This window comes from Actinocrinis sp. (assembly GCF_035938995.1).
Classification (GTDB): Bacteria; Actinomycetota; Actinomycetes; order Streptomycetales; family Catenulisporaceae; genus DASZGI01.
Genome location: NZ_DASZGI010000231.1, coordinates 1 through 10,186 on the forward strand (window position 1 = coordinate 1; position 10,186 = coordinate 10,186).

A 10,186-nucleotide genomic window follows, 5' to 3' on the forward strand; every position below is an offset into this window, starting at 1 on the left:
GTGGTATCGGGCGGGCACCGGTAGTTCTCGGCCGCGGCGTAGTCGGCGCGCAGGGCCGGAATGGCCGCGCGCATTATCTCCTCGTCCTGCATGACGAGGGCGGCGGTGCCGTCCAAACTGCGCAGCTCGGCGAGGATGCCCGCGTCGTCGCGACGGTGGACGGCCTCCTCGCGGTGGGCTGAGGGCGCGCGGCGGCCGGAGACGAAGACGTGGACCGGGACCCGGCCCTCGGCCTCGCGGCGGCGGGCCACCTCGAACGCCAGCAGGGCGCCCATACTGTGGCCGAACAGGGTCAGGGGCAGGTCGGGCTGGCGGCCCAGGACCTCGTGGACGCGGTCGGCGAGTTCGTCCATGTCGCTGATCGGACGCTCGCTGCGCCGATCCTGGCGGCCCGGGTACTGCACGGCGACGACATCCACCGACTGGCCCAGCGCCAGGGCCACCGGGCGGAAATATGCGGCCGAACCGCCCGCGTAGGGCAGGCACACCAGCCGCGCGGCCGGGTCCTGGGCGGGATGGTACCGCCGGCACCACGAGTCGTCGGAAGAATGCTGCGACACAACGCTCCCCAGGTTCGGACAATGCTCGCGACGGATGTCAATGTTTTGCGCTGTGAGGACGGCGCCACGATGTTATCCGTGCCCGACGAGGCCGCTCAACTGTCGGGAATCCGCAGTTGAACGCTCTCGGAGCGGTCCTCCGGCAGCTGGTTGTGGACACTCGGGGGCCTGGCTACGGTGCAGTCAGCTAGTGGCTGGAGTCCGCGCTCTATCGCGCTCCACATTGCCGGGCTCTCCTACCGCGCGCGGCAGGGCCAGGACCTCAGGACCGCCCTCATCACGTTCCGCCCCTGGCTCAGGTGGCGGAATCAGTGCGCCGAGCTGGCCATGTGCAGCGGAAATGGGCTCTGAGAACGCACCCTGACGGCGTTGTCGGCGCCGCGGCGGGTAGGACATGCTTGCCCGGTCAGCCGGTCCGATTCGGATGCGAAGGTGCGTTGCCATGGAAACCGACCTGCCCTTCATCGACGAGCACCAGGTGGTCGTCGCGGCACCTGCGGCGGTGGTGTGGCAGTCGCTGACCGCGCGGATCATCAAGACCCGGCTCGGGGTCAGCGAGGGATTCGCGAGGGTGGTCGGCGCGCAGCCGGGCGAGGTGACCGGCACGCTGCTGGACGAGGGCTCGACCATGCCCGGTTTCGCGGTCACCGAGTCAGTGCCCGGCGACCACCTCACGCTGGCCGGCCACCACCGGTTCTCCCGGTACATCCTGCATTTCGGCCTCACCGAGCAGCCGGGTGGCACGGTGCTGTGCGCGCGCTCGAACGCCGAGTTCCCCGGGCTGCCCGGCTGGGCCTACCGGCAGTTCGTCATCGGGTCCGGCGGCCACCGCGTCATGGTCGGCCGCCTGCTGCGCTCGGTCGCTCACTCGGCCGAGCGCCACACCGACGGCTGACCGGTCTCGATCGGCCTGCGAACGTAGCGGCGGCGGCCTCGATGCCGGCCCCGCCTGATCCGCGACATGGTCAGCCCGCCCGCCAGCCCACAGGCGGCCATGAACAGCCACGTCTTGTGGAACGCGGCCACATTCGGGCGCACGTCCAGCACGGCGGCGACGGCGGCCACGCCCAGTGCCAGCCCGACCTGCCGGCACATCGACACCATCGCGGTGCCGGTGGCGAACCGCTCGGGCGGCAGCGGCAGCGTGGCGGCGCCGGACAGGCTCGGCAGCGCCAGGCCGGAGCCGATGCCGGCGATGATCCCGCCCGGCAGGAACGTGCCGACGTAGTCGGCGTGGACGCCCGGTCCGGTGGCCCACAGCACGCCGCCGACTGCGAACAGAACGCTGCCCACGAAGCCGACCAGCCGCGAGCCGTACTTGGTGGCCAGAATGCCGCCGGGCACGGCAAAGAACGACGCCGCGATCGGGCCCGCGGAGATTTCCAGGCCCGCGCGCAGCACCGAGTGCCCCCATATCTCGGTGAGGAACAGCGTCGAGGCCAGGATCATCGCGCCGAACCCGGCGAAGAAGAACATCGTGGCGACGTCGGCCAGCGCCACGACGGGAATCCGGAAGATGGCGGGCTCGATCACCGGAGACGGGTGCCGGAGGGCGCGCTGCGTGCTGAACACGATGCCCAGCCCGCCCAGCACGAACAGGCCGAGCACCCGCGGGCTGTGCCAGCCCCAGCTCTGGCCTTGCACGATCGCGGCGACGACCGCGCCCACCGTCGCGGCGAGCACCAGCGCGCCGAGCACGTCGGGAGCCGAGCTGCGCTCCGCGCGGATCTCGCGCAGCGTGCGAATGCCGATCAGCACGGTCAGCACACCGATGGGCAGGTTGACGATGAACACCCACCGCCAGCTGATCTGCACCAGCAGGCCGCCGATCGGCGGACCGAACGCGGCGGCAGCGCCCCCCATCGCCGACCACAGCCCGATCGCCCCGCCCCGCTTGTCCGGCGGGAACAGCGGCAGCAGCAGGCCGAGCGAACTGGGCAGCATCAGCGCGCCGCCGACGGCCTGCAACACCCGGGCGGCGACCAGCAGCCCGAGCGAGTCGGCCGCCGCGCACGCCGCCGACGCCGCGGTGAACAGCGTCAAGCCGATCAGGTAGGCGCGCTTGCGCCCGGACCGGTCCGCCCACCCGCCGGCCGGCATCAGCAACGCGGCGAACGTGATCGCATAGGCCGACAGCACCCAGGACAGGCCGCTCAGCGTCGACGACCGGAACGTGCGGCCCATGTCGGGGAACGCGATGTTGACGATGAACAGGTCCAGCGATGACACGAACACGCCGATCAGGACCACGGCGATGGACAGGCCGCGCCGGGGCACGGGCCCGTCGGCCGCCGCGGCAGGCTTGATGCCGGGCAATGTGATGGTGTCGGACTCGCTCACGGGCGCCTCTCGGTCTGGTCCGCTGGGCCATTGGTTGTAGTCTAGCCTTAGAAGTAAGTAGTTACTACTATGAGGTGGCCATGGACTCCGAACGCTCCACTGCGGCACAGCGACGCGCTCAGGCGGTCGCGTCGGCCATGCGGCTGTTCGCCGACCACGGGCTGACCACCTCGGCCGTCCAGCAGGTCGCCGACGAGATCGGCGTGTCCCAGCCGTACGTGTTCCGGCTGTTCGGCAGCAAGCAGGCGCTGTTCCTGGCCTGCCTCGACGAACTGGTCGACCGGGTGCGCACGGTCTTCCGCGCCGCGGCCGCGACGTCACCGAGCGACCCGCTGCTGGCCATGGGCGAGAGCTTTCGCGATCTGGTCGCCGACGGGGTGATCAGCGGCCTGTGGTTGCAGGCGTGCGCCGCGGCGCGCCGGGACGACGTGGTGGCGCAACGCTGTCGCTCGGTACTGGCTGAGGTGTTGTCCGAGGCAGGCGCGCTGACGCGGGCCGGGTCCGCCGAGCTGACCGGTTTTCTGGCCAACGGTTCGCTGGTGATGCTGCTCCAGGCACTGGGCATGGACCTGACCGGTGGGACCAGGGCCGCCGTCGACTCGCTCCGACTGGAAAGGACGTCCCCGTGAACCCGTTGCTGCTGCCCGTGGTCGTCGCGCAGGGAATCTGGGTGCGCTACCGCACCGAGGTGCTGCCGCACGCGGCCGGACCGACCACCGGAACCGTCGGCGACGACCGGACCGGCCGGCCGCTGCGGATCGCCGTGCTCGGCGAGTCGACGGCCGCAGGCTGCGGTGTGGACACCCACGACGAGGGCTTTCCGGGCAGCCTGGCTCGCGAGCTGTCTGAGCGGACCGGCCGGCCGGCCACCTGGGAGGTGGTCGGGCAGTACGGCGCCACCGGCCGCCGCGTCCGGCACCGGCTGCTCCCCCGGCTCGGCGAGAACTTCGATCTGGCCGTGCTGCTGGCCGGTGCCAACGACGTGCTGACCCGCCGCCCGCCGCAGGAATGGCGCGACGACCTGTCCGCGATCGTCGACAACCTCACCACCCGCGCCGAGCAGGTCGTCGTGGTCGGCCTGCCGCCGTTCGCCACCTTCCCGTCGCTGCCCGGCGCGCTGCGCGCCTACCTGGCCGAGCGGGCCGCGGTCCTGGACGGCGTATCGCAGGAGGTGTGCGCGCAGCGGCCGAAGGCGACCTTCCTGACCTTCACCGACGCGATGACCGTGGGGGCCGACTTCTTCGCCCGCGACGGCTTCCACCCGTCTGCCCACGGATACCAGCGCTGGGCGCAGATGGTCGCCGACGGCCTGCCGGCGTAGCGGAGTCCGCTTCCGGCCCACTGCGGACCCTGCCTCATTCGGTCGGCCCGGCGGGTCGACGGGCCGCCGGGCTGCGGTCGACGCGCCGGACACGCGTGAGGGGCCAGCCTGGCGGACCGGCCCCTCGTGGCGGGACGCCTGTCAGACCATCGCCGCTTCACGCACGCGGTCGCGCAGCTCGATGCGGGCGAAGTCCGCCGGCACGTTGACCACGATCCGGCTGCGGGCCTTCACCGGCGCCGGGTCGGTCGCGATCAGTTCGTACTGGGTCAGGACCTCGCGGATCATGGCCTTCATCTCCAGCAGCGCGATCTTGTCGCCGAGGCAGCGGATTCGACCGCCGCCGAACGGGATCCAGGTGTACATGCCCGGCTTGGTGTTCAGGAAGCGCTCCGGCCGGAACGCGTCCGGGTCCTCGTACACCTCCGGGTCGCGGTTCATCAGGAACGCGCTGATCCACAGGTGCTGGCCCGGCTCGTACTGCACGCCGCCGATCACGATCGGCTTCTTCACCTCGCGGACGATGATGTTCGGGATGGACGGGCGCACCCGCAGCACCTCGTTGACCACCGCGGTGAGGTAAGCGTCGTCCTCGCCCCTGTCGATCTCGGCCCGCAGCCTGTCGAGCATCTGCTTGTCGCGGCTGAGGTAGACGAACGCCCACGCGATCGCCGCCGCCGTCGTCTCGGTGCCGGCGAGGAAGATCGTCATCATCTCGTCGCGGATCTCGCCCTTGGTCAGCGGCGAACCGTCCTCGTGGGTGATGCTCAGCAACACCGACAGCAGGTCGTCGCCGCGGAAGTTCGACGCGCGGTGGTCCTCGATGGTCTCCATGACCAGCGCGTCGGCCTGCTCGCGCAGCTTGAGGAACCGGTCGACGCCGGTCCACTTGACGGCGCGCAGGATCTTGACCCCCCGCGGCGACATCTTATGCAGCAGCATGGGCGACGCCATGCTGTTGTTGAACCGCATCATCTCCTGGAGCAGGTCCAGCAGCTGATCCCACTTGGCAGGCGGCCGGCCACCGTAGATCACCTCGCGGATCACGTGCAGGGTGAAGCGGTGGATGTGTGGGTGCAGCGGCACCGCCTGGCCGCGCGGCCAGGTCGCGACGTCCTCTTTGGACATCTCGGTGATCGCGGTGGCGATGCGGTCCAGCGCCGGGCCGTGGTAGCTGGGCATCATCAGCTTGCGGCGGATCCTGTGCGCGTCCTCGTCCAGCCAGGCCAGGCCGGACTGGCCGGTGTACTTCTCGATCGTGGCCGAGCCGTTGCCGGTGTGCAGGACGTCGGCGGGCGCGGTGAACGCCGCCTTTATGTCCTCCGGGTCGGTCAGCACGTACACCGCGCGCGGTGGGAGCCGGATGCTGACCTGGAACCGGGGGCCGTGCTGCTTGCGGGCTTTCTCGATGAACGACTGCGGGCGGGTCCAGTAGTTGAGCAGCTGGAAGACCGCGTGCGTCTTGGATCCCGGCAGCTCGGTGGCGGGGATGGCGGCCTGCGGCGCCGGCGCGCCGTGGGCGACCGGGCACTGGCCGGCCGCCGCCGCGTCCGCGCCGTGCCCGGCCTCCCCCCCGCCGGGACCAGTGTTGGACAGATCCATTTCCGTCACCTTTCTCGACCTTCCGTGGTCATGTCGCGACGCCGTCCGGCGCCGCATTTCCTGCAGTTGCCGTGACACGTCACAGGTCCAGCCACCGCTGGGCCACCTCCGCCGTCGTCGCGGCGGCGGACTCGATCAGGGCGAAGTGGTCGGCGGCAATCTCGGCCTGGTCGTCGGTGACGTCCCAGGCAGGCCAGGCGGCCGGATCGCTGTCGCCCAGCGGCTCACCGGCCACGATCAGCAGGCTGCGCGTGCTGATGGCGGTCGGCTGGTGTTCGGCGAGCAGGCGCATGTAGGCGCCCATGATCAGCCAGCTGGCGTCGTCGACGGCGCCCGTCTCCTGCTCGCGGCCCAGAATCTCGGCCATCACCGCGGAGAAGACGTTGTCGGCCTGCGCCTCGGTGGTCGGCATCGGCGTGTCGATCAGGACGAGGCCGACCGGCGCGCCGCCGAGCCGTTCCAGCCGGGCCGCGATCGAGTGCGCGATCACGCCACCGGTCGAGTAGCCGACCAGCAGGAACGGCGCGTCGCCGACCACCCGTTGGATCGAGTCGGTCAGCACCTCGACGGCCGCGTCCCAGGTGCCCGGGGCCGGCTCGGCGTCCCGGAACCCTGGCAGCGTGCACGCGTACACGTCGCGCGCACCGTCGAACTGGTCCGCGAACCGCATGAACTGGTGCGGGCTGGACCCGACCACGAACGATGGCACGCACACGACCTTGGTCGCGCCGTCGCCGGACGCCAGCCGGACGACGTACTCGCCGCCGCCTGCCAGGTCGGCCGCCGAGTTGAACGTCGGCCGGAACCGCGACGCCCCGGTCAGCAGCGGCACCGCGTCGGCGATCCTCCCTGCGGCGTGCGCGTGCCGCAGCAGCGTACCCAGCGTGCCGCCGCCCGTGGTGGGCGTCGACGCGACAGCCGGGCCGGTGTCCGACGCGGCTGTCTGCTCGACGGTGCCCACCTCGGTCAGCAGCAGCTGCGCGATCGCCGCCGGGCTGGGGTGGTCGAATACCAGCGTCGACGGCAGCCGCACACCACTGGCCTGCGTCAACCTGTTGCGCAGCTCGACCGCGCCGAGCGAGTCGATGCCCAGTTCCTTGAACGGCCGATCCGGTTCCACCGCCGACGCCGACGCGTGGCCGAGTACGGCGGCCACCTGCGCCAGCACGAGATCCGTGACCACCCGCTCGCGGTCGGTCTCGGCGACGCCGACCAGCCGCTGGGCCAGCGACCCGCCGCCCGCCGTCGCGCCCTTGGCGGGCGCCTTGACCAGCCCGCGCAGTAGCGGCGGCAGCATGCCCGACCGGGCCTGCGACCGCAGTGCGCCCAGTTCCAGCCGGACCGGCACCAGCATCGCGTTGTCCAGCCGCCGCGCCTGGTCGAACAGCTCAAGGCCCAGCTCGGCGGACAGCGCCCCGGTGCCCATGCGGGCCAGACGGGCCAGCTCGGCCTCGTCCAGGGTCCCCGCCATGCCGCCCGCGTCGGCCCACAGGCCCCACGCCAACGACGTGGCTGGCAGCCCCTCGGCGCGGCGCGTGGCCGCCAATGCATCCAGGAACGCGTTCGCGGCGGCGTAATTGCCTTGACCCGGGCTGCCGATCAGCGCGGCGACCGACGAGAACAGGATGAACGCCGACAACTCCATGTCCCGGGTCAGCTCGTGCAGGTGTACTGCGGCGTCCAGCTTGGGCCGCATGACCCGCTCGAACTGACGTGGCGTCAAAGTGGCCAGCACACCGTCATCCAGCACACCCGCCGCATGCACCACACCAGTCAACGGGCGGTCCAACCCGCCGATCAGCGCGGCCAACTGATCCCGATCGGACACGTCGCACGCGGCCACGCTCGCCCGCGCACCAAGGCCTTCCAGCTCAGCCACCAGCTCGCCGACCCCGGCCGCCGCCGGACCGCTACGACTGACCAACAGCAGGTGCCGCACGCCGTGATGGGCCGCCAGGTGCTTGGCGAACAACGCGCCAAGCCCACCGGTACCACCGGTGATCAGCACCGTGCCGTCGGCGTCCAACGGCGCCGGCACGGTCAGCACGACCTTGCCGGTGTTGCGGCCCTCGCGCAGGAACCGGAACGCCTCGACCCCGCGCCGCACATCCCAGGTCCGGATCGGCGAATGCGCCAACACGCCCTTTTCGAACAGCGCCACAATCTCGGTCAGCATCTGCTGAATCCGCTCCGGACCGGCTTCCAGCAGGTCGTAGGAGTGGTAGCGAACGCCCGGCCGTATCTGGGCCACCTGGTCGGCGTCACGTACGTCGGCCTTGCCCATCTCCACGAACCGGCCACCGCGCGGCAACAGGTCCAACGACGCATCCACGAACTCACCGGCCAACGCATTGAGCACCACGTCCACACCCTCGCCACCAGTCGCGGCCAGGAACGCCTCCCGGAAATCCAGATCACGCGACGACGCGATCCGATCAGCGGCGACACCGAGGTCACGCACCGCATCCCACTTGGGCCTGCTCGCGGTGGCGAATACCTCAAGGCCCCAGTGCCTGGCTAACTGCACGGCGGCCATGCCGACGCCACCGGCCGCAGCGTGCACGAGCAGCCGCTCACCGCGCCGGACACCCGCCAGGTCGGACAGGCCGTAGTAGGCAGTCATGAACACCAGCGGCACCGACGCCGCCTGCGCGAACGACCAGTCCGCCGGGAACGGCACGATCATCGGCCGGTCGGTGATGCCGATCGAACCGAACGGGTCCATCACCAGACCCATCACTCGTTCGCCCGGCGCCAGGTCGGTGACGCCCGGCCCGACCTCCAACACCACACCGGCCGCCTCACTGCCCAGCGGCGCCTCGCCCGGGTACATGCCGAGCGCGATCAGCACATCCCTGAAGTTCAGGCCGGCGGCCCGAATCCCAATGCGCACCTCGCCTTCGCGCAGTGGCCGGTCCATGTCGGAGCGGACGATGGCCAGGCCTTCCAAAGAGCCCTTCCGCTCGGCCGACAGCCGCCACGCACCTCCGGCCGGCGGTGTCGGCGCCCGGCCCAGCCGCGGCGCGAGCACCGCGCCCGCCCGCACCGCCAGCTGGGTTTCGTCCAGGTCGAGCACCGTCGCCCAGTCGGGCACGGTGTCGCCGTCGACGTCGACGTCGACGTCGACCAACAGGAACCGGCCCGGGTACTCCGACTGCGCGCTGCGCACCAGACCCCACACCGGCGCCACCGCCAGATCCGGCGACTCCTCGCCGACCGCGATCGCATTGCGCGTCACCACAACCAGGCGGGTATCGGGCAGCCGCTCGCTCGCCGCCCACTCGCGCAGCAGGGCCAGGGTGTGCTCGGCGGTCGCCCGCGAAGCCACCGTCAGGTCCGCGTCGGTTTGTGCGCCGATGACGACCAGGACCGCCTCGGGCACCGCAGCGCCGTCAGCCAGTGCCTGGTCCAGTGCGGCCAGGTCGGCAAAGCGCTCGCCCTCGGCCACGTCGGCAGCGTCGCCCAGCACGGCGATCCTGGGCGTTCCCGCCGACCGCTGCTCGGCCGCGGCGACGGTGACCCAGTCCAGCTGGTACAGCGAACTGAGCTTGCCGCGCTGCTGCGCGGCTTCCAACTGCACTAGGTCGACCGGCCGCGCGGCCAGCGACGTCACCGACACCACCGGGGCGCCGGACTCATCGACCACGTCGATCCGCATCGCCGCGTCACCGGCCGGGCTGATCCGGACCCGGACCCGCGTGCCCCGGCCGTAGCCGATCTGTACGCCTGACCAGGAGAACGGCAGATCGGCCGTCGAGCCCAGTTCCTTGTCCAGCAACCCGCCGTGCAGCACGGCGTCGAAAAGCGCCGGGTGCACGCCGAAGCCGTCGGCGCTGACCTGTTCGGGCAGCGCGACCTCGGCGTAGACGTCGGCGCCGTCGCGCCACGCGGCTCGCAGTCCCTGGAATGCGGGCCCGTACTCGTAGCCCGCGTCGACCAGGCGCGGGTAGAGCCCGTCGACGGTCACCGGCATCGCGCCGGCAGGCGGCCACACTGCGGGGAACGGCACCGGCACTGAGGCCGCAGCGTCCGCGCCGAGCACACCGCGCGCGTGGCAGACGACCTCGCGGTCGCCGTCCTCGCCGCGCGCCTCCGGCCGCGAGTAGATCGCCACCTCGCGCTTGCCGTCCTCGCCGGGCTCGCCGACCTTGACCTGCACCAGGCGCGCGGCGGCGTCGGCCAGCAGCAGCGGCGCTTCCAGCACCAACTCGTCCACTACCGGACAGCCGGTCAGGCGGCCTGCGGCCGCGGCCAACTCGACCAGCGCCGTGCCGGGCACGATCACGATGCCCAGGACGACGTGGTCGCGCGTCCACGGCGCGGTCTCGGTCGAGATGCGGCCGGTGAACAGCCACTCGTCCCG

At 71.5% G+C, this 10,186-nt stretch carries 7 protein-coding genes; 3 read left to right on the top strand and 4 right to left on the bottom strand.

Features of this window, described 5'->3' with window-relative positions:
• The coding region (locus tag VGZ32_RS16500; RefSeq protein WP_326886938.1) for a thioesterase II family protein at positions 1 to 560 on the bottom strand (560 nt) is incomplete at its 3' end.
• A gap of 442 nt (positions 561 to 1,002) precedes the next feature.
• On the opposite strand from VGZ32_RS16500, the gene VGZ32_RS16505 reads away from it, so the two are divergent.
• Positions 1,003 to 1,455, top strand: a complete 453-nt coding sequence (locus tag VGZ32_RS16505) for a hypothetical protein (protein WP_326886939.1) — start codon at positions 1,003 to 1,005, stop codon at positions 1,453 to 1,455.
• Here the strand turns inward: VGZ32_RS16505 and VGZ32_RS16510 are convergent.
• A complete protein-coding gene (locus VGZ32_RS16510; protein ID WP_326886940.1) occupies positions 1,425 to 2,900 on the bottom strand; it encodes an MFS transporter in 1,476 nt (491 codons plus the stop codon). The genes VGZ32_RS16505 and VGZ32_RS16510 overlap by 31 nt on opposite strands.
• A gap of 80 nt (positions 2,901 to 2,980) precedes the next feature.
• On the opposite strand from VGZ32_RS16510, the gene VGZ32_RS16515 reads away from it, so the two are divergent.
• Complete coding sequence (locus tag VGZ32_RS16515; RefSeq protein WP_326886941.1) at positions 2,981 to 3,529, top strand: TetR/AcrR family transcriptional regulator; 549 nt, start codon at positions 2,981 to 2,983, stop codon at positions 3,527 to 3,529.
• Positions 3,526 to 4,221, top strand: a complete 696-nt coding sequence (locus tag VGZ32_RS16520) for an SGNH/GDSL hydrolase family protein (protein ID WP_326886942.1) — start codon at positions 3,526 to 3,528, stop codon at positions 4,219 to 4,221. The genes VGZ32_RS16515 and VGZ32_RS16520 overlap by 4 nt, the downstream gene beginning before the upstream one ends.
• 141 nt (positions 4,222 to 4,362) lie before the next feature.
• Here the strand turns inward: VGZ32_RS16520 and VGZ32_RS16525 are convergent, their stop codons facing one another.
• Both VGZ32_RS16525 and VGZ32_RS16530 read right to left on the bottom strand, forming a co-directional pair.
• Positions 4,363 to 5,823 carry a cytochrome P450 gene (locus VGZ32_RS16525; protein ID WP_326886943.1) on the bottom strand — a complete coding sequence of 487 codons (1,461 nt, stop codon included), beginning with the start codon at positions 5,821 to 5,823 and terminating at the stop codon, positions 4,363 to 4,365.
• A 79-nt stretch (positions 5,824 to 5,902) separates the two neighbouring features.
• Positions 5,903 to 10,186 (bottom strand): SDR family NAD(P)-dependent oxidoreductase (locus VGZ32_RS16530; protein WP_326886944.1); only part of this gene is annotated, 4,284 nt, incomplete at its 5' end.

Excerpts from the sequence above, each read along its gene's own strand:
- VGZ32_RS16515 (WP_326886941.1), top strand. The coding sequence starts at position 2,981 with ATGGACTCCGAACGCTCCACTGCGGCACAGCGACGCGCTCAGGCGGTC.
- VGZ32_RS16525 (WP_326886943.1), bottom strand. The coding sequence starts at position 5,823 with ATGGATCTGTCCAACACTGGTCCCGGCGGGGGGGAGGCCGGGCACGGC.
- VGZ32_RS16505 (WP_326886939.1), top strand. The coding sequence starts at position 1,003 with ATGGAAACCGACCTGCCCTTCATCGACGAGCACCAGGTGGTCGTCGCG.